The organism is Alphaproteobacteria bacterium (assembly GCA_019746225.1).
Lineage (GTDB): Bacteria > Pseudomonadota > Alphaproteobacteria > Paracaedibacterales > VGCI01 > VGCI01.
The window spans coordinates 12,750-31,089 of the sequence record JAIESE010000032.1 but is presented as its reverse complement, the minus strand read 5'-3'; the positions used below and the strand labels follow the sequence as shown (position 1 = coordinate 31,089).

Below are 18,340 nucleotides of genomic sequence, written 5' to 3'. Positions count from 1 at the left end.
ATAGTGTGTTTAAGGGTCCTTAATCAACTGAAAGAAACCTATATGTCTTGGGACAATGACGGCGAGAACAATGATGGTAAAAATGGTTCATCTAAAGGTTCGAAAGGGCCATGGGGTAGTGGAACGAAGGGCAATGGCATAAAGAAAGGCCCCCGTCCTGTTGAAGATCCGTCAAAAGATTCTAGAGGACCTAAGGATAATGTACCCCAAAATCCTTGGGGACGCCGGGAGGGTCCCTCTTCAAGTGGGGGCAATAACATCGATGATTTCATTGATCTGATACAGGACCGTGTCCGCAAAATAATATCGGGTGGTGGTTCTAATGGGGGTCAAAAAGGGGGCGGTCCAAAAGGGGGCGGCTTCAAAGGGGGCGCACCGAAAGGGAGTTGGGGATTTGCCGTTCTTCTGGCGACGGGCGCTATTCTTATTTGGTTAAGCACTGGCCTCTATCGTGTTCAAGAAGGCGAAATTGGAGTTGTCAAACGTTTTGGGGAGATGGTTCGATATGCGAATCCAGGATTGCAATATCATCTTCCAGCCCCATTTGAGGCTGTCATTGTGAAAAAAGTTTCGAGTTTGAATATCATCGATGGTGGTATGAAGTCCGAAAAGAATGGGGATTCTGCAGATGCAACTCTGATATTAACTGGAGACGAGAATATGGTTCATACGAACTATACAGTCTCGTGGAAGATTAAGGATATCAAAGAATATCTTTTCACGGCCCGCAATCCGGATGAAACGATTCGAGTTGCTGCTGAAAGTGTTGTACGGGAAGTGATCGGTCAAACAACAGCACGTTTGGCTTTAACGGAAGGGCGTGGCCAAATTGAAACGCGTGCGCAAGAAATCCTTCAAAAACTAATGGATCAATACAAAATGGGTATTCAAATTGTGGGTATTCAGCTTCAAAATGTGGCACCACCGCATCAAGTTGTTGATGCTTTCAATGATTTACAAGCATCTTTAGTCAATGCGGATCAGTCACGTAATGAAGCAGAAGCTTATCGAAATGAGATTATCCCGCGTGCTGAAGGTCAAGCAGCTCAAATTGCCAACGAAGCAATGGCCTATAGTCAACGTAAAGTTGCAGAGGCAGAAGGTGAAGCGACGCGCTTCACTCAAGTTCTGCTGGCTTACGAGGCACATCCTCATATTACATTGAAGAGATACTATCTTGAGTCCATGCGGGATGTTTTATCAAAGACAACAAAAATTATTTTGGATGAGAAAGTTGGAAAAGGAATACTTCCCTATCTTCCCTTAAATGAATTGAAAGGTCATCCAGCTGTGGAAATGGATAAGAAGGGACGCACCAAATGAGTCAATCAACACGTTTTATCATCGGCGCTCTTGTTGTCTTAGTGGTCATTGTAGGGGGAGGGATGATCTTTACAGTTGATCAGACGAAGCAAGCTATTGTGCTGCAGTTTGGAGAGTTGAGTAAAGTTCACGAAAAGCCTGGCTTGAAATTTAAACTTCCTTTCATTCAAGAAGTCTTGTTTTATGAAAAACTCATCATCAATGCTGATTTTCCTGAAGTGCGCATAACAACAGGAGATCAAAAGAGATTGTTGGTGGACACCTATACCCGCTACCGAATCATTAATCCTGTCTTGTTCTTTCAAACAGTGAAGCCCGCAACGGAGCAAGGCGCTTCTATGCGCTTGGAGTTCTTCGTGACCAGTACAGTTCGTAATGTTTTGGGAAAGGTGCCCTTGCGCAATTTGTTGTCTGAGGAGCGTCCAAAGATTATGAAGTCAATAGAAAAGGAAGTCGACGCTTTAGCACGGCCTCTGGGTATTCAAATTGTTGATGTGCGGATTATTAGAACTGAGTTGCCCATGGAAAATAGAGATGCTGTCTTCAATCGTATGATTTCAGCATTGAATCAAATTGCCAAAGGAAACCGAGCAACAGGTGAAAAAATCGGCCAAGAAATTCGCTCTGCGGCAGATCGTGATCAAAGCATCATTTTGGCAACAGCTCAACAGAAGGCCCAAGACATTCGGGGTCAAGGGGAAGCCAAATCTATTCAGATATTGGGTTCTGCTTTGGGAAAAAATCCTTCATTTTACGGATTTTACCGAACAATGCAAACCTATCGGGAGACTTTAGGAGAGGGAACAACCTTGGTTTTGACAACGGACAATGATTTATTTCGGTATTTCAATGCCCCAGAACGAGAACTGAAAAACTAGAGTAATTAACACATAAATAGAGGTTTAATATGAAAAAGGTAAGTAAATTGAAGCGTCATGTTATGGTTTTGACTTTAAGCATCAGCTTTTTGGGGTTAGATGCTTGGGCAGCTCATGCGGGAAGTCCGTCTGTGCCAGCATCTACAACACCTAAGGATGTGACAACTAACTCTTCTGCAAAAGATGCTAAAGCAGAGCCTAAATCGGAACCCATGTCTAAATTTGACATTAGTAAGGGATTTTCCTCAATTGCCGAAAAAGTGATTACGGCAGTTGTTAACGTTTCAACAACACAGATTGTCGAGGGGGGTGGCCCTGGTAAAGAGGGATTTCCGCAGTTTGCGCCTGGCTCCCCATTTGAAGATTTCTTTAAAGAGTTCTTTGAACAAGCCCAACGTCCTCGGAAAGTTCAATCCTTGGGTTCAGGGTTTATCATTCAATCAGATGACACATCAGCGATCATTGTGACGAACTATCATGTTATTGCCGATGCTAAAAAAATCTCCGTCTTTTTAAACGACAATACGGAATTAGATGCAACGGTCGTATCTTTTGATGAACGCACGGATCTTGCCCTTTTGAAGGTCAAAACAGATAATTTGCCAAAGGAACACCGCAAACTCCCAATCCTTGAGTGGGGTGATTCCTCACACGTTAAGGTTGGAGACTGGATTCTTGCGATTGGGAATCCCTTTGGTTTGGGCAGTACCGTGACCAGTGGCATCATATCCAATCGCGCGCGGGATATTATGCTGCGTGGTGGGGGGAAAAACCGTGTGAATGACTATGTTGATGATTTTATGCAACATGATGCAGCCATTAATATGGGCAACTCCGGGGGTCCTTTGTTGAACCTTGATGGGAAGGTGATTGGTATTAACACGGCTATTTTTTCACCCAGCGGGGGAAATATTGGAATTGGATTTGCCATTCCAGCAGCAGTTGCCCAAGACACAGTTAACCAGTTGCTAAAATTTGGTCGAACAAAGCGTGGCTGGTTAGGGGTTCGTATCCAAGTTGTCACCGACGATATTGCTGAAAGCTTAGGGCTCGGGAAAGCCAGAGGAGCTATTGTTGGTAGTGTGACACCTGGTGGTCCTGCCGCTAAATCAGGGATGCTGCCAGAGGATATTATTCTTGAATTTGATGGTAAGGAAGTGACAGAAAAGGCCCGCTTGTCACGCCTTGTTGGGGAAACGCCCGTAAGCAAGACCGTTAAAGTCAAGGTTTGGCGTGATGGTAAAGAAATGAATTTTGATGTGATCTTAGGCGAATTCGAAACAGCACCAGATCGTGTCGTGGCAACTCATCCAGATAAAGCAAAATCAGCAGTTGGGCAGGATAGTGTTGAGGTATTAGGGATAAAACTCTCAGCATTGACGCCAGAAATCAAGGAACGTTTCAAGCTGTCTAAAGAATCCAAAGGGATTATGGTTATGAAGGTTGATCCTAATAGCACAGCTGTTGAAATTGGTTTGAGGGGTGCTTCAGATAATAGGCCAGGGGATATTATTGAAAAGGTAAACCAAAAAGAATTGTCGAAGCCTGAAGACTTTGCTAAAGCCGTTGAAGATGCAAAGAAAGAAAAGCGCAAAAATATATTGTTGTTGGTAACTCGTGAGGGAGAGCCACGTTTTGTTCCGTTAAAGCTTGAAAATGACGACTTAAAGGATAAGGACAAAGACAAAGACAAAGACAAAGACAAAGATAAAGATAAAGATAAAGATAAAGATAAAGATAAAGATAAAGATAAAGACAAAGATAAGGGACAAACTGACTCAAAGGGGAAGCCTCCTGTAAGTTAGACTGAATTAAGCAAAGCAACCTCGGGAGAAACAAAACCGGGGTTGCCTTTTTGCTTTTGGAAAACATCATGAAACATATTTTCTTATTGCTCTTCGTTATATTTCTAGTAAACCCAAGTTTTGCTACGGGATCTCTTTCTCTACCCGAGCATCTTTCCATGGAGTCATCTCCTCAATCTAAAGAAATTAGAAAAATTGCCAAGCAATTGGAGAATCCGCTCGAGCGTGAAAAGCTCGTAAAGGCCTTGAAAGTTCTTGCAAGCGCTCAAGAGTCTGAGGAGAAGCGAAAAGGTGGGTCCCTTGTTGCTTATATCACACCCATTATTCAGTTAGGCACAGATACGGCAACCCATATTTTCAAAAGTGTGAAGAATATTCCAGTTCTTGTAAATGAGTTCGTTGATTATTTGAGAATTGAAAAGAATCGTGAGGACTTTTGGACCGCTCTTGCCTGGTTCCCGGCATTGATTGTTTTCGGCGCCTTTTTAGAAGGGGTTCTTATGTTGGTTTTCAAGAATCGCTTGGAACGTATTAACACAAGTGTGACTGGAAGTGCCTATGCAAGGAGGCAAAGAACGTATGCCTACATGACTCTTTTTTATCCCTTTTTATATTCGCTTCTGTTTCTGCCTTATTTTGTTTCTGATCCTTCTATAGGGAAGTGGATTGTTGGCTTTTGGCTCCTTTTATTTGGGTTTCGCGTTATTCTTCTGGAGAGAAAAGTCTCTCGACTTGTTGGAACCGTTGATGAAGAACATCCCCAAGACGAGTCTTTGAATGGCTGGCCATTTTTGAGAATTTGGATAGGAGTTGCGATTTGGGCGCTTTTGATGAGCGGGTTAAATTTTGCCTTCGATATCAAAAGTTATGGGGAAGATTTTGTTTCTAATCTTATCTTGTTTATCTCGTTTCCGTTGTTGATATTGTATTACCGTTCCTGGAGAAGAAGGGAAATGATTCGTTATCTAGATGATTCCAAATCCCTTGGGACAGTCCCTAAAAAAATGGCTCCAGTGATGAATGTGTTTATTCGGTACCTACCCGTTCTCTTTCTCGTGATCAGCATTCCCATCGTAATAGATAAGATTTTCTTTGAGGGGACTTTATGGCAAACTTATGGACTTGAATGTGCTGAGAGCTTAATAATCTTAGCAGTTTTCTTGGAAGGACGCCGGCGTGTTGATGCTTTAGCGAGCTATAAGTTGCCAAAGTTTCAAGCGGCTAAGGTTCAGGCCTTTACTTCTTATCTTTCTCCCTTTATGGCCCCAATTTCAAGAACCCTACAATGGGGCTTGTACCTATCCTTTTTTGCTTTTCTCATGGCTATCTGGAATGATTTCTTTTCGGACATCGTTGTCAGTATCGTTTCTCATCCCATGACGAAGACGGCAACAACCATCGGAACGATCTGGGGAATCATCTATGTTGTATGGTTGGGGCTTGATTTCTTTGTGCAATACCATACGAAACCCCAGCAAATTAAGGGCAAGAAAAGAGAACCCACCGTGTTTGCTAAAACCTTTGGGCCCATGCTACACAGCGTGGCCAAATGGCTAATGGTGTTGGTTACCATTTTTGTGACTCTTGAATCTTTTGGGTTTGACTTAAAAATCTTTGTTTATCTTATGAGTGCTTTTGCTCTTGCGGTCAGCTTGGGTTCCCAAAGCTTGGTGAAAGACATCATCAATGGTTTCTTCGCCCTTGTGGACGGGAGCTTTGCAGTCGGTGATGTTGTCACGATTGGCGCTCATACAGGAGCTGTTGAATCTCTGTCTTTAAGGTCGATTACTCTTCGTCATAATACAGGATATTTGCAAACCATTCCTTTTTCAGAAGTGGGGAATATCATCAATCGGTCAAGGAACTACAATGTTGTGCAGATTGATGTTGCTACATCCTACAAAACCAAAATCGGTACTGTTCACGAGGCCTTGTCGAAAGCAGAGAAAGACATGTCAAAAGACCCTATCTTTGGCAAAATGATTCTGGAGGCTTTGAAGGTGACTGGTGTAGATCGGTTTGCTGAAAGTGCGGTGCATGTGAGTGCAAGCATCAAAATAACCCCTGACCCTAACAATTACTTTGCTCGTGAATTCAATCGCCTTCTTAAAACCCACCTCGATGCTCTTGGTATCGCCCCCCCCATTGCCTTCCAAGAAAAGTGGAGCAAGGTGTAGGGGAATTAACTTCCTTATTCATTCAAGACTTCCGTTGTAAGCAGTGATCCACGAGGTCGACTAGTAGATCCTTGATGGGATGGGAAGGAATGCTTTCCAGAACGTTGAGGGCGCGCTCCCCATAGGTAGCGGCAAGATTATAAGCTTTTGTAAGGCCATTGCGCTTCTCAAGAATTTCGAGGGCTACGGATAGGTCATCGGGCGTTTGATCATGATCGATCAGCGTTCTTCTTAAAAACTCTTTCTCCTCATGATCACAGTCGGGATAAGCCAGAATGAGAGGGAGGGTAATTTTCCCTTCGCGAAAATCATCCCCAACGTCTTTGCCCAGTTGGGGACCGCACGCACAGTAGTCAAGAATATCATCTACAATTTGAAAGGCCATACCAAGGTTAAGTCCATAGGCATGCAAAGCCGGAGCATGGGAAAAATGGCCAGCCATGAGTGTGCCAACCTGGCAGGCAGCGGCAAATAATGTAGCGGTTTTGGCCTCGATAATTCTCAAAGAATCCTCAACTTTGACGTCTAAGGTGTGGCAGAGGGAAAGCTGAAGGATTTCACCTTCTGAAATGGTCGCCGCAGCTGATGCGAGTATTTTCAAAACTTCCGGGTTGTTGGATAGAATCATGAGCTGAAAGGCGCGCGCAAACAAGAAGTCTCCCACAAGGACGCTTGCCTGATTTCCCCAGACATCGTTGGCAGTTGGAAGACCCCGGCGCAATTTAGACTCATCAATGACATCATCATGAAGGAGTGTTGCCGTGTGAATGAACTCAACAGCTGCAGCTAAACCAATCGCCCCATCACCGACGGTTTCAAATAAGCGATAACAGGCGACCGTCAGAAGGGGGCGCAAGCGCTTGCCGCCCGCATAGATGAGGTGGCGGCCAATGGTTGGAATGAGGGAAACAGAACTCTCCAAGTTACGGTCAATTATTTGATCAACCTCATTTAAGTCCTTTTGCAGAAGGACTTTCAGGTCTGATAGGGGGTCATTTTCCCTTCTTTCACAAGCAACAGAGGTCATTTGGTTCTAAAATCCATCCATTTGGTAATCTTTCCTTCAATCTAGCCTGTAAAAGGGTTAGGATATAGTGAAAAATGACGCTATATTCTCAACTATTGAAAGTATTGTTCAAAAAAATCCAAGGAGGCACAACAAAACGGTGCAAAATGCTGTAACACAAGATTACTTATTAGGAGGCCGGGTTCAAATTCGCCAGCCTGTGGATGGATATCGCGTGGCGATTGATCCCATCTTTTTAGCGGCCTCTTTGCAACCGGAGCCCGACACGACCGTTTTAGATATTGGGTCAGGTGTTGGAGCGGCAGCCTTGTGTCTGGCAGCTCGAGTGCCTTCCTGTCGCATTACGGGATTGGAGACACAACGGGAGGCCGTTCGTTTAGCCTTCGATAATATCGCTTTAAACGCGATGCGGGATCGTGTCGAAATTTTGGCCGGCGACCTTTTGCGCCCGCCTCCCCGTCTTGCAGCTGGCACGTTTGCTCATGTTATGGCAAACCCTCCGTATCTTGAGGCCTCTGACCACACGCCGTCCCCAACGTTCAACAAGGCTCAATCCCATGGGGAAGGGGAAGCATCTCTCGAACATTGGATCCGCTTCGCGTTGTTGATGGTTCGCCCTAAGGGAACGGTTACATTTATCCATCGGGCGGATCGCCTGGATATGATCTTGAGCTATTTTGCTGGAAAGATGGGGGATATTGTCATTTTTCCTCTATGGCCTGGAAAAGATAAGCCGGCCAAGCGGGTGTTGATCCGAGGATGTAAGAATTCCAATGGCCCCACGCGTCTTGCGGCGGGGCTCCTTCTTCATGGCCCAGATGGTAAATTCACCCCCCAAGCAGAAGCGATCTTGCGCGATGCGGCCCCTCTCATTTTATAAAGAGCCGTCATGTTTCGAAAATTCTCACAATGGTTTGACCCAGCTCCCAACAACAAGACGACCTATGAAAAGAGTTTGGGAGGCCAACCTTGTGCTCAGGAGGGCTGCACGGATGAGGGACTCTATCGCGCGCCAAAGTCGCGCTATCATATTGAAGCGGGGGTTGATGATTGGTATTGGTTTTGTTTGATTCACATTCGCGATTATAACGCAAAATGGAATTATTACAGCAACATGTCAGAGACAGAAATTGAACAGGAGCGTCGCGCAGATACAACCTGGCAACGGCCCTCCTGGCCTCTCGGAGAAAAGGGAGATAAAGCTCGACCTGCATTCCGCCCCTCCTTGCAGGACCCTTTTGATTTGTTTAGTGATGGTTTTTCATCTTCCCATTTGAGTTCACAAGACAGGTTCCCGGCGCATTCGCCGGAAGGGAAGGCCCTAACTCTTTTTGAGATGTCTTTCCCTTTTTCAAAGACGGAGCTGAAGAAAAAATACCGTGAGCTGGTTAAGCAGCATCACCCGGACGCTAATGCAGGTAGTTTGGAAGCAGAGGAGACCGTGAAGAAGATCAACGAAGCCTATGGGATTTTGAAAAATGTCACCTAGGCAGAATTCATGACAAAGACGACCTCAAAATATGATGTGGTGATTATCGGGGCAGGGGCGGCGGGCCTGATGGCGGCTGTTCAGGCAGGGATTCGGGGGCGGAAGGTTCTTCTGATCGAGCACACGGATAAGATTGGAGAAAAGATAAGAATTTCGGGCGGGGGTCGTTGTAATTTTACAAACCTGCACACCTCTCCTCAAAACTTTATCTCCCAAAATCTTCACTTCATGAAGTCTGCGTTGGCAGGTTTTACGCAACACGATTTTATCAAACTCATTGAATCCTATGGCATTAGCTACCATGAAAAGACGCTGGGTCAACTGTTTTGTGACGGCTCCGCTACGCAAATCATTAAGATGCTTCTGGATCTGTGTCACAAAAGCCATGTTCAAATTAAGACGAATTGCCATGTACGCAAAGTGTCGAAGAAAGATCGTTTTGAGGTGGGGACTGATACAGAGCTGTTCCAAAGTGAGACGTTGATCATCGCAAGCGGTGGTTTGTCCATTCCCAAAATCGGGGCCAGTGATTTTGGCTATCGCGTGGCAACAAAATTTGGGCTGAACATTATCCCCATGCGTCCGGCTCTGGTTCCTTTGATCGTATCTGATCGAGACAAGCCCTTCTTCACGGCCCTCAGTGGGGTGTCGAATGACTCCTTAGTTCGTTATAAAAATACGACGTTCCGAGAAAACATTTTATTTACCCATAAAGGCGTGAGCGGTCCGGCGATCTTGCAGATCTCCTCTTATCTCGAAACATTTCTGGGCGAAGAAATCATAATAAATTTGCTGCCTGACTATGATTTGGCCCGAGAATTTACAGTTCATAAAAACAACAAACAAACGCCAGCAAACTTTCTAAAGTCCCACCTGACGAAACGTCTGGTTGAAAGCCTTGCAATGCCAGAGTATCAAAGAAGCATTACCGATCTCAAAAAGGAAAGCCTGATGGGAATTGCGGATCAGATCCATCAGTTTAAGGTGAGGGTTGCCGGCAGTGAGGGGTATCAAAAAGCGGAAGTAACCGCCGGCGGCGTGGATACCAATGAGCTGTCCTCAAAAACAATGGAATGTCGAAAGGTTCCCGGCCTCTATTTCATTGGTGAAGTGGTTGATGTCACCGGCTGGCTCGGCGGCTACAACTTTCAATGGGCCTGGTCCTCCGGCTTTGCGGCCGGGATGAATTGCTGATTATTAACTCCCACCCAAAACGGCACAAAAACCTCTCCTAACCTCACAGATAATTAATCAATTGTTAAGGGAATAAATAGAAGATGGTATTGTAGGCAGAATCCATTTCGGAGTGTTTGACAGTGAGAATCTTATGCATGACCTTAATCTTGGGTGCATTAGCGCCATCTGTAGTTGCCCATGCGGGACATGATCATGGCAGTGAGCCTGCGCTTATGTCAAAACCCTCTCCCTCATCAGAGCATCCATCGACATTGGGCCGTCTATTTGAGGTCGTTATGGAACGGTGTGAGGCAGATAAAATTAATCTCTACATCTCTGACAGCCAAACCAACCAACCCCTCGAGGGCGCTGATGTTGATGTTGCTGTGACAGGAGATATTACCCTGAAAAGTAAGGCTGAAGCGTCAAAGTCTCCGGGAGTCTATGTTCTGTCCCTTAAGGTAAGTGAGGGCAAGAAAGTGACCTTAGAGCTGAAAATTGCTGCACCTAAAATGAGCGAAACCTTGAGTCTCATCATACCACAATGGCCCAAAGCTATTGGGAACTGTGCATCTTAAGGAGTGCGGATGTTTAAGGAATATAGACATTATTTATTTGGTTTTCTCTTTAGCGTCATCTGTGGCATGCCCGCTCATTGTCATGGCGATGAACCTCATGGAGATCAGCCCCTTGCGTCATCGAAAGAGACCGTTCAAAAATCATCTTCTGATATATCCTTACTTCAACGGCTCTATGTTCCAAAGGGCAATCAATTTAAGAACGGCTTGCTGACGATTGTTGCCAAAACCGTTGAGCGCCCAAAAACGGTGATTATTCCAGCAAAGATTGTGGCAAGCCCGCGGGGGTATGCGCAAATCCATGTGCCCCAGTTGGCGCGTGTTCTTGTTGATGAACGCTTCCCCATTCCCACCACAGGAGAAAAAGTGGAGGCAAATCAAGTTCTGGCAGTTGTTGAGCCGCTCTTGTCCGTCATTGATATCACGGACAAAAGATCGGAACTCTTTCGTGTTGAGGGAGAGATATCTATTCTGCACCGTGACATTGAACGTTTGACCAAATTGGGGGAGTTTTCACCGCGCAAAGAACTTGAGAACAAAAAAACAGAGTTAGATCGTTCGGAAAAACAAAAAGAGCAACTTCTCTCCACAGGTCGTGGACGAGAACTCCTTCGCTCCCCGATTGATGGAATCATCGGCGATAATCATGTGCTCCCCGGGCAAATTCTCCAGCCCAACGAGACTGTCATGGAAGTGATCAACCCAGAATATTTCAGGATCGAGGCGTATACTTTTGAGTATTTTAAAACAGCGCAAATTCTATCCGCCCGTTTACGGTCTTCCGAAAACAGTGAGAAGTTTTACGACTTGAAGCTTATCGGAACGAGCCCGCGTCTAGGAGAAAGGGATTATGCGCAACATATCCTATTCTCCATAGCAGAAGCATCGTCCGAGCTTATTATCGGCATGCTGGTTGATGTCTTTTTAACAACCAAAGATACGCATCACCGCATCGTTGTTCCTCAAAAATCACTCTACAAAGTGGGCAAGTCCTATACGGTTTTTGTTCTTTCAGGCCCTGAGCTTGTCAAGTCTCAACAGGTTGAGGTCGGGCTCTTTTTTGATCAGTCTGTTGAAATTATTTCCGGTCTGAAAGAAGGAGATCGCGTGATCTCTGATATTTCTTCTCTGTCTAAATTAGTAAAATCGGGGGAAGAGGAACACCATGTTCACTAAGATCATTGAGTTTTCCCTTAAATACCGTTGGTTTATTCTATTTTCGTATCTCGCCATCATCATATATGGCAGCATTCTTGTGCCCAAACTACCTGTGGATGTGTTCCCGGATCTGAATCGCCCGACCGTGACGATCATGACGGAGGCCTCAGGTCTCGCACCCGAAGAAGTCGAACAACTGGTTAGTTTCCCGATCGAAACGGCGATGAATGGCTTGCCAGGCGTCATCCGCGTGCGTTCAACCTCAGGCATTGGTTTATCAATTGTCTTCGTGGAATTTGACTGGGAAACCGAAATCTATCGCAATCGCCAAGTGGTTAGTGAACGTCTCGATACGGCCACGTCCCAATTGCCCGCCGGCATTAAGCCGATTCTTGGGCCCGTCACTTCTATTATGGGGGAAATTATGCTGATCGGCATAAGCTCTCTTAAAGGAGAAGTCTCCCCCATGGAGCTTCGAGACATCTCGGATTGGGTCATACGCCCCCAGCTTTTAAGCATCTCAGGTGTCTCGCAAGTGATCCCCATCGGAGGAGAAGTGAAGCAGTATCAAATTTTGCCCAACATCAACCGCCTCTGGTTTTACAATGTGACCTTAGAAGACATTGTAAAAAGTGCCCATGGGTTTGGACAAAACACAACAGGTGGATATTTGGAAGGCTTTCGCAAAGAAGCGCTTGTACGGTACTTAGGTAATTCCGTTCAATTGGAGGATTTGCAAAAAACAATTGTACATTACCTTCAGGACAAATCATTGACCCTTCATGAGGTGAGCACCATAAAGTTTGGGGCTGCTCTTAAAAGAGGGGATGCAAGTGTTGATGGCAAACCCGCTGTTATTTTGTCGATTCAAAAACAACCTGGCGCCAATACAGTAACGGTGACTCATGAAATCGAAAAGAATATTAAAGAAATTCAGAAACAACTTCCCCCAGGCATTCAGGCGGATAGGATGCTTTTTAAACAATCCACGTTTATTGAAAACTCCATTTATAATGTGGAAGAGGCGTTGCGATATGGGGCCTTGCTCGTCGTCCTTGTTCTGTTTCTATTCTTGATGAATCTTCGCACCACCTTCATTAGTTTGACGGCCATCCCCATATCCATCCTTATGACCGTCATCATCTTTAAATGGTTTGGGCTTTCCATTAACACCATGACTTTAGGGGGGCTTGCGATTGCCATAGGAGAGTTGGTTGATGATGCAGTGGTGGATGTGGAAAATATTTTCAGGCGCTTGCGGGAAAACCGCTTGAGTAATGTCCCGAGGGGGATTATCAAAGTGGTTCGAGATGCGTCATTGGAAGTGAGGGGTTCGATTGTTTATGCAACGGGCACCGTCATATTGGTCTTTCTCCCGCTTTTTGCCTTGAGTGGAATTGAGGGTCGTCTCTTTTCACCTTTGGGTGTGGCTTACGTCATTTCGATACTGGCCTCGCTCGTGGTTTCGGTCACTTTAACCCCTGTTCTTTCTTACTACCTCCTTCCGAACCTCAAGGTGATGACCCACGGAGATGGTTGGTTGGTGCGGCACTTGAAACGCCTTGATACAATGTTTCTCACCTGGTCCTTCCGCCATGGCAAATCCCTTATTTTGGCGTTGGTGTTTCTGACTCTCGTCGCGGTTTCTTCTGTTCCTTATCTTGGAAAATCTTTCTTGCCGTCCTTTAATGAAGGGTCGGTTACCATAAACCTGAGATTGCCCCCGGGGATGTCTTTGAGTGAATCTAATCGTGTGGGCACCATTGCGGAACGGCTGATTTTGGAGGTGCCAGAGGTAAAATCAGTTGGGAGGCGCAGTGGGCGTGCGGAGTTGGATGAGCATGCGGAAGGTGTCTATTCTTCTGAAATTGATGTTGATTTAAGTTCGTCTAAGAGAAACCGTGATGTCATTTTGAATGATATACGCACGCGGCTGGCCACCCTTTCAGATGTTGCTGTGAATATTGGCCAACCGATCTCTCACCGCCTCGATCATTTGCTCTCAGGTATACGGGCGGAAATTGCGGTCAAAGTGTTTGGTGACAATCTCCAGACGCTAAGGGAGCAAGCTGACGTCATTAGAGATGCAATGAGGACGATACCCGGTATTACCGACTTGCAGATTGAGCAACAAACGCTGATCCCTCAACTTCAAATCCACCCTAAGCGCATTGAGGCCCTCAAATATGGCATCAACATGAATCAGCTGGGAGAAACGATTGAAACCTTGTTGTCCGGTAAAGTCATTAATCAAATCCTAGAAGGGTCAAGGCGCCATGATCTGGTGGTGCGCTTAAACGAGGAAGATCGAAAGGATGCTGAGAAGATTGGTCGTATTCTCATCGATAGTCCGTCAGGTAAAATACCCTTGAAATTTGTAACGGACATTAAGGAAGGGACCGGACCAAACCAGATCAATCGGGACAACACACAACGGCGTATCGTTGTCATGGCAAACACGAAAGGCCGCGCTTTGGGGTCGGTTGCTCATGACGTTCAAACAAAGGTGTCTCAACTGAAGCTCCCTGAGGGATATTTCCTGAAATTTGAAGGACAGTTCGAAAGTCAGCAAGCAGCAACAAGGCTGATCGCGCTGCTTTCCATTTTTGCCTTAGTGGGCATCTTTGTGTTGCTCTACAGCCATTTCAAATCGGCCACCTTAACGCTCATCATTATGGCCAATGTTCCCATGGCCTTGATTGGAAGTGTGGCGGCCGTTTGGCTCACTAATCAAACGTTATCTATTGCAAGTCTCGTCGGGTTCATTACATTGACAGGTATCGCAACGCGCAACGGCATTTTAAAAATTTCCCACTATCGTCATCTCATGCTCCACGAGGGAGAGTCTTTTGGATTGCCCATGATCATTCGAGGATCCCTAGAGCGATTGACGCCCGTTCTCATGACCGCCCTCGTTGCAGCTTTTGCTCTTATTCCTCTCATGATGGGCGGTGATCAACCGGGTAAAGAAATTTTGCATCCGGTTGCGGTTGTGATTTTTGGAGGACTGATTTCATCCACCCTTCTGGATACATTGATCACGCCCGTGATCTTTTGGATGGTGGGGCAGGCGTCGATTGCAAGAGAAAACGCGTAAGATCTTGTAGGGGGTGAATTATTTAATAAGCATTCCCTATTTCAAATTGATGGTCTACTTTTAAGGAGACCTCAGTGGCCCCGAACCCTCAAAGGAAAGCAGGATGTGTTTTTCAGCCAGCGCGAGCTTTACCGCATCCGGCGTATTAGCCACCATGGCTTTTCTCAACCTTCGTGTTGCCCCTTCGCGTAATTTGCGCCTCATCGCCATGATTCCCCTCATTTTTGCCCTACAACAGCTCCTGGAAGGTATCGTGTGGGTAACCATTAATACTGGCCAAACGCACACCTTGATTCACAAACTGGGCGTCTATGGATTTTTGTTTTTCGGTGTGATCTTTTGGCCCGTTTGGGTTCCCGCCATCTTGTCTCGACTTGAGCAAAATGCTTTTCGGAGAAAATGGCTTGTGGGGCTTGGAGGGCTCGGGCTTTTGATCGCTTTGTTTTCTGGCGTGATGATGATAAGCATGGGCAATAAAGCGGAAATCATTACCCATCACATGGGTTATGCTCTCCTTTCGGGCACCTTTGATCATTTCCTTTCTTCTTATGGAGAGGTGGGCTATTTCGTCCTCATTGGGGCCTATTTCCTCGTCATCGTTGGATCGTGTTTCTTGTCCACGCTCCCTTGCCTGTGGGTTTTGGGCCTGTTGGCGGGCCTTGCCTTTATCCTGGCCCAAGTCTTTTATGCGTACGCTTTTAACTCAGTCTGGTGCTACTTTGCCGCTATGATCAGCCTGGGATCCTATTATGTTGTGAGAAGGTCTTCTTAACAAGGGTCTCTCCCAACATTTCTTATATGTGTAGTCGTTTTTATTGGTAGGAACATACACTGATAGAAAATTAGCAGCACTCTCATATGGCTGCTCGTTTTTTTAGAATCTTTTAATTGAGACTTCAGGCTTTGCTTTAGCAGAATCACATAAGTGAACATGCACTCATTTATGCTCTTTAAATATCATAAATTATGAGAAAAAGTTGGGTTAAATTTTACCTCAAATTAACGTTATGAATTATTTCGTTTCTGCTATTCTGATTATGACATTGCTGATTTCCTTAATTCGTAATGATCATAAAAAGTAGTAATAATTAAATGATTTCAAGATGGCTATATTCGTATCAAGGATACATTGGTTATTCTTGTTTCAACCATGTTATAGGAGAAAAAAATGTTAAATTTAAAAAAACTATCTTTAGTTATTATGAGTGCTCTATTCGTTCCATTAGGTTTGGTAGGCTCCAGCTTGGGATCAGAGAAACCAGAGAAAGAGGCTCCTCAAACTTCTCAACAACAAACCCATCGTGAAGGACTTGGATTAGAAGGCGGTCCCATTGTCGACCGTCCGGCAGATTTAGCTGATACGGTGGGAAATGAAGTGGAGAAGGGCTTCAATAAAGTAAGCGAAGCCCTGTTTGGGAAGGATGAAAAAAAGTAAAGATAGATGAATTAAACGACGAGCCTGCTTAACAAATTTCCCCCTTTCATCATGAAAGGGGGTTTTTTAAAAGAGTGAAACTACCTAACAGTAGTTTTTAACAACAAGCTATTATATCAACTTGTTTCTCGGATACTGAAATCCCTTCTATTTTAACAACCGATTTCCGAAAAAAACTAAAATATCCTTTGCTAGGTATGCTAAGTAACCCCCAGAAGCTCCAATAAAGACATACAATAATCGAACCAGGAATGGTGAAAATCCAAATATGGTGGCTATTATGTCAAGTCCAAATAATCCAATGGATCCTGAATTGAGGGCTGAAATGATGACTAAAATAAGAGAGAGTCCAATAATTTTTAATTTCATGATGATGCTCCTAACGATTAAATAATACAGTTTACACAATATCAACAATGGATGTTGATTTATGCACCGGGAACGATCACTTTATCTCCAATCTGATAGTATGCAGGTGTGCCAACAGTGAAGCTCGTTTCCAACCCACTGTCTAAACGAACGCGATACTCTTCCTCGTTATTAGGAAGAATCCGCTTTTTCAGAACTGTACCCTTCGAAAGTTGAGGTTGGGATAAGGGGGGAGGGGGTGAAAAGTAGACAATCTGCTCATCAACCACTTGATTTTCGGTTGAGCAAGAACATAATAAAATTGCAATACCTAGCACAATGCCAAATGCTGTAAATAGTTTCTTATTCATGAATTTTTCTCCTTTAGTTATTATATAATTCATATGTTTTGACCCGAACTTCGTAAAAGCGCCTAAACATATATGCTATCAAACAATAGCTAGGGAATAGATAGAAATATAGGTGAAACTATCGTTCGCTTTCACTTGTACAGTTTTTTTGAGGCGCATTTAATAACTTTAAGCGGAAATATCTTGAATGCTCTTGGGGGAGTGGTAAAACCCTAACAGGTTTGGCTCTAGTATAGGGAAATTTTAGATATTACAAATCACGTTTGATGAGATGCATAATCAAACACAGCTATTTTCGAACTTCAAAGACGGAAAATAATTATTTTAAGGATTGTCTTTATCAAGAAAACGAATTTCTTCTCTCAAACACTCAAGAGCAGCGAGTAAGGCTTTTTGCTTCAATACATGAGATTGATGTTGTCGAGAAAAGTAAATATTAATGAGTGTGCTGCACATTAGATCTGTTAGTTTCCAGTCCTCACAAATAGCTTGAGGTGGGTATTTATCTGACTCAATCTGTACCTGTTGATTATTTAACATTTCTAAGTGACCGTTCTTTGCCTTTGAGCAAGCGCGATCTAAATGCCATTCTGCCTTTTTCAAATATTTAAGATTTTGGCTATTATGACTTACTCTTTCTATGCATTTAATTACATTAGATAAATTGTGCTCTAAGTTCCAGGCTTCGATGACATCAATTGATTCGATTGTTTGATCTGAAACATTATTTGAAGGGGAACCAATGTAAGAGATGTTAAGCATTTTTGCTCTCCAAAATATATTTGATGGTAACGTAAATCTTTCAAAAAAATTAGAACTATTACCTCAGCTTTTCCTTAAATTGTAGAGCTTTTATGGTTTGATAGCTTAGATAATTATCCATTTCTTGATTTCCTTCTTTGTATTTATGAATTGCCTGTGAAGGATGCTGATACCTTGATCACTTTTGATGATTCTTAAATTCAGCCTCACTTTGAAGCGCTTTCTTTTTACGATTGTAACCTTAAAAATAACCCCCTCAAATAAATACTTTAATTTAGAGGTCAATTTAAACTTTTAGAGCAATTTACATGTTGCAAGTTTAGGAATTGCTTGTGACGCGAATATAAATGTGTGAGTAAAAAAGTGTTATACTCTTTAGACGCCGGCCCATCTGAATGGTCATACCCCGTTGAACGTAAAGTTATGAACTTAACTCCGTTCATACACAGCTGTTCCATTAATTCCTCGTCAAAGTAATCTTCTACCAAACAACTCACTACGTCATACCCTCTTGCTTTCTCAGCAGTTTTTAAAGAGAGTTTGTCAAACACAAAAAAGAGCTCATGCCGACCTTGATTGGCGCCAACAATATACTTTTTTTCAAATAATTTCGTACTATATATAATATGTTTCATAATTTGCTACTCCGCTCCGCATGAGACAGTAATGACTACCCCTCTAACAATGTGACTTTATAAAATTAATTATTTGAAAAA

17 protein-coding genes are annotated in these 18,340 nt (G+C 44.1%); 12 read left to right on the top strand and 5 right to left on the bottom strand.

The window, feature by feature from the left end:
• Positions 1-42 precede the first annotated feature (42 nt).
• The 4 genes from hflK to K2Y18_05670 all read left to right on the top strand — a co-directional run bounded on the left by hflK (position 43) and on the right by K2Y18_05670 (position 6,183).
• Positions 43-1,323, top strand: a complete 1,281-nt coding sequence (gene hflK / locus K2Y18_05685) for an FtsH protease activity modulator HflK (protein MBX9805226.1) — start codon at positions 43-45, stop codon at positions 1,321-1,323.
• Entirely contained in the window at positions 1,320-2,201 is an 882-nt protein-coding gene (locus K2Y18_05680) for a protease modulator HflC (GenBank protein MBX9805225.1), read from the top strand. Before hflK ends, K2Y18_05680 begins: the two co-directional genes overlap by 4 nt.
• Before the next feature lie 29 nt (positions 2,202-2,230).
• Complete coding sequence (locus K2Y18_05675; GenBank protein ID MBX9805224.1) at positions 2,231-4,006, top strand: Do family serine endopeptidase; 1,776 nt, start codon at positions 2,231-2,233, stop codon at positions 4,004-4,006.
• A 68-nt stretch (positions 4,007-4,074) separates the two neighbouring features.
• A complete protein-coding gene (locus tag K2Y18_05670; GenBank protein MBX9805223.1) occupies positions 4,075-6,183 on the top strand; it encodes a mechanosensitive ion channel family protein in 2,109 nt (702 codons plus the stop codon).
• A gap of 22 nt (positions 6,184-6,205) precedes the next feature.
• On the opposite strand, the gene K2Y18_05665 is transcribed toward K2Y18_05670, so the two are convergent.
• A complete protein-coding gene (locus K2Y18_05665) occupies positions 6,206-7,210 on the bottom strand; it encodes a polyprenyl synthetase family protein (protein ID MBX9805222.1) in 1,005 nt (334 codons plus the stop codon).
• Between the two features lie 139 nt (positions 7,211-7,349).
• Here K2Y18_05665 and K2Y18_05660 point away from each other — a divergent pair, with 139 nt between their 5' ends.
• The 8 genes from K2Y18_05660 (at position 7,350) to K2Y18_05625 (ending at position 16,143) form a co-directional block, all read left to right on the top strand.
• On the top strand, positions 7,350-8,090 hold the full coding sequence (locus tag K2Y18_05660) for a methyltransferase (GenBank protein MBX9805221.1): 741 nt from the start codon (positions 7,350-7,352) through the stop codon (positions 8,088-8,090).
• 9 nt (positions 8,091-8,099) lie between these two features.
• Entirely contained in the window at positions 8,100-8,699 is a 600-nt protein-coding gene (locus K2Y18_05655) for a DnaJ domain-containing protein (GenBank protein MBX9805220.1), read from the top strand.
• Between the two features lie 9 nt (positions 8,700-8,708).
• A complete protein-coding gene (locus tag K2Y18_05650; GenBank protein ID MBX9805219.1) occupies positions 8,709-9,893 on the top strand; it encodes an NAD(P)/FAD-dependent oxidoreductase in 1,185 nt (394 codons plus the stop codon).
• Positions 9,894-10,030: 137 nt separating this feature from the next.
• Positions 10,031-10,453, top strand: a complete 423-nt coding sequence (locus tag K2Y18_05645) for a hypothetical protein (protein MBX9805218.1) — start codon at positions 10,031-10,033, stop codon at positions 10,451-10,453.
• A gap of 9 nt (positions 10,454-10,462) precedes the next feature.
• Positions 10,463-11,629 carry an efflux RND transporter periplasmic adaptor subunit gene (locus K2Y18_05640; protein ID MBX9805217.1) on the top strand — a complete coding sequence of 389 codons (1,167 nt, stop codon included), beginning with the start codon at positions 10,463-10,465 and terminating at the stop codon, positions 11,627-11,629.
• Positions 11,619-14,708, top strand: a complete 3,090-nt coding sequence (locus tag K2Y18_05635; GenBank protein MBX9805216.1) for a CusA/CzcA family heavy metal efflux RND transporter — start codon at positions 11,619-11,621, stop codon at positions 14,706-14,708. The genes K2Y18_05640 and K2Y18_05635 overlap by 11 nt, the downstream gene beginning before the upstream one ends.
• 103 nt (positions 14,709-14,811) lie before the next feature.
• Positions 14,812-15,480 carry a hypothetical protein gene (locus K2Y18_05630; GenBank protein ID MBX9805215.1) on the top strand — a complete coding sequence of 223 codons (669 nt, stop codon included), beginning with the start codon at positions 14,812-14,814 and terminating at the stop codon, positions 15,478-15,480.
• A gap of 396 nt (positions 15,481-15,876) precedes the next feature.
• On the top strand, positions 15,877-16,143 hold the full coding sequence (locus tag K2Y18_05625) for a hypothetical protein (protein MBX9805214.1): 267 nt from the start codon (positions 15,877-15,879) through the stop codon (positions 16,141-16,143).
• 147 nt (positions 16,144-16,290) lie between these two features.
• Here the strand turns inward: K2Y18_05625 and K2Y18_05620 are convergent, their stop codons facing one another.
• The 4 genes from K2Y18_05620 to K2Y18_05605 form a co-directional block, all read right to left on the bottom strand.
• On the bottom strand, positions 16,291-16,500 hold the full coding sequence (locus K2Y18_05620) for a DUF378 domain-containing protein (protein MBX9805213.1): 210 nt from the start codon (positions 16,498-16,500) through the stop codon (positions 16,291-16,293).
• A gap of 71 nt (positions 16,501-16,571) precedes the next feature.
• Positions 16,572-16,862: a hypothetical protein gene (locus K2Y18_05615; protein MBX9805212.1), complete on the bottom strand. Its 291-nt coding sequence runs from the start codon at positions 16,860-16,862 to the stop codon at positions 16,572-16,574.
• Positions 16,863-17,186: 324 nt separating this feature from the next.
• A complete protein-coding gene (locus tag K2Y18_05610; protein MBX9805211.1) occupies positions 17,187-17,624 on the bottom strand; it encodes a DUF3310 domain-containing protein in 438 nt (145 codons plus the stop codon).
• 281 nt (positions 17,625-17,905) lie between these two features.
• Entirely contained in the window at positions 17,906-18,259 is a 354-nt protein-coding gene (locus K2Y18_05605; GenBank protein ID MBX9805210.1) for a hypothetical protein, read from the bottom strand.
• Positions 18,260-18,340 lie beyond the last annotated feature (81 nt).

Bases quoted from the DNA above. Each gene is read 5' to 3' on its own strand.
- K2Y18_05645 (MBX9805218.1), top strand. From the start codon at position 10,031: ATGACCTTAATCTTGGGTGCATTAGCGCCATCTGTAGTTGCCCATGCG.
- K2Y18_05665 (MBX9805222.1), bottom strand. From the start codon at position 7,210: ATGACCTCTGTTGCTTGTGAAAGAAGGGAAAATGACCCCCTATCAGAC.
- K2Y18_05655 (MBX9805220.1), top strand. From the start codon at position 8,100: ATGTTTCGAAAATTCTCACAATGGTTTGACCCAGCTCCCAACAACAAG.
- K2Y18_05615 (MBX9805212.1), bottom strand. From the start codon at position 16,862: ATGAATAAGAAACTATTTACAGCATTTGGCATTGTGCTAGGTATTGCA.
- K2Y18_05680 (MBX9805225.1), top strand. From the start codon at position 1,320: ATGAGTCAATCAACACGTTTTATCATCGGCGCTCTTGTTGTCTTAGTG.
- K2Y18_05605 (MBX9805210.1), bottom strand. From the start codon at position 18,259: ATGAAACATATTATATATAGTACGAAATTATTTGAAAAAAAGTATATT.
- K2Y18_05635 (MBX9805216.1), top strand. From the start codon at position 11,619: ATGTTCACTAAGATCATTGAGTTTTCCCTTAAATACCGTTGGTTTATT.
- hflK (MBX9805226.1), top strand. From the start codon at position 43: ATGTCTTGGGACAATGACGGCGAGAACAATGATGGTAAAAATGGTTCA.
- K2Y18_05630 (MBX9805215.1), top strand. From the start codon at position 14,812: ATGTGTTTTTCAGCCAGCGCGAGCTTTACCGCATCCGGCGTATTAGCC.
- K2Y18_05650 (MBX9805219.1), top strand. From the start codon at position 8,709: ATGACAAAGACGACCTCAAAATATGATGTGGTGATTATCGGGGCAGGG.
- K2Y18_05610 (MBX9805211.1), bottom strand. From the start codon at position 17,624: ATGCTTAACATCTCTTACATTGGTTCCCCTTCAAATAATGTTTCAGAT.
- K2Y18_05670 (MBX9805223.1), top strand. From the start codon at position 4,075: ATGAAACATATTTTCTTATTGCTCTTCGTTATATTTCTAGTAAACCCA.
- K2Y18_05675 (MBX9805224.1), top strand. From the start codon at position 2,231: ATGAAAAAGGTAAGTAAATTGAAGCGTCATGTTATGGTTTTGACTTTA.
- K2Y18_05625 (MBX9805214.1), top strand. From the start codon at position 15,877: ATGTTAAATTTAAAAAAACTATCTTTAGTTATTATGAGTGCTCTATTC.
- K2Y18_05640 (MBX9805217.1), top strand. From the start codon at position 10,463: ATGTTTAAGGAATATAGACATTATTTATTTGGTTTTCTCTTTAGCGTC.